Below are 516 nucleotides of genomic sequence, written 5' to 3'. Positions count from 1 at the left end.
ACGGTGAGCAGATCCTTCAGCGCTTCCTTCGTCAGCTCGATCGTGATCTCCCGGCCGTGGAACTTCGAGTACGCGAGGATCTTGCGCAGCGCGCCTTCGAGCTCGCGCACGTTCGAGCGCAGGTGCTTCGCGACGAAGAACGCGACGTCCTCCGACAGGCTCACGCCTTCCGATTGCGCCTTGCGCATCAGGATCGCGACGCGCATCTCCAGCTCGGGCGGCTCGATCGCGACAGTGAGGCCCGAATCGAAGCGCGAGATCAGGCGATCGTCGATGCCGGAGATTTCCTTCGGATACGTATCGCTCGTGATGATCACCTGCGCCTTGTTCGCGACGAGCGCTTCGAACGCGTAGAAGAACTCTTCCTGCGTGCGCGACTTGCCCGAGAAGAATTGGATGTCGTCGATGAGCAGCAGGTCGAGCGAATGATAGTAGCGCTTGAAATCGTCGAACGCCTTGCGCTGGTACGCCTTCACGACGTCGGACACGTACTGTTCCGCGTGGATGTAGCGGATG

Annotated in this window: 1 protein-coding gene; it reads right to left on the bottom strand. The window is 60.7% G+C overall.

Translation table 11 applies throughout. The features are described 5' to 3' along the window. The coding region (locus tag J5M67_RS27840; protein ID WP_243434924.1) for a DnaA/Hda family protein at positions 1-516 on the bottom strand (516 nt) is incomplete at both ends.

The organism is Pseudomonas sp. 30_B (genome assembly GCF_017491605.1).
GTDB lineage: Bacteria > Pseudomonadota > Gammaproteobacteria > Pseudomonadales > Pseudomonadaceae > Pseudomonas.
Note: the sequence above shows the minus strand (reverse complement) of the source record. Positions and strands in the feature narration are given on the sequence as shown.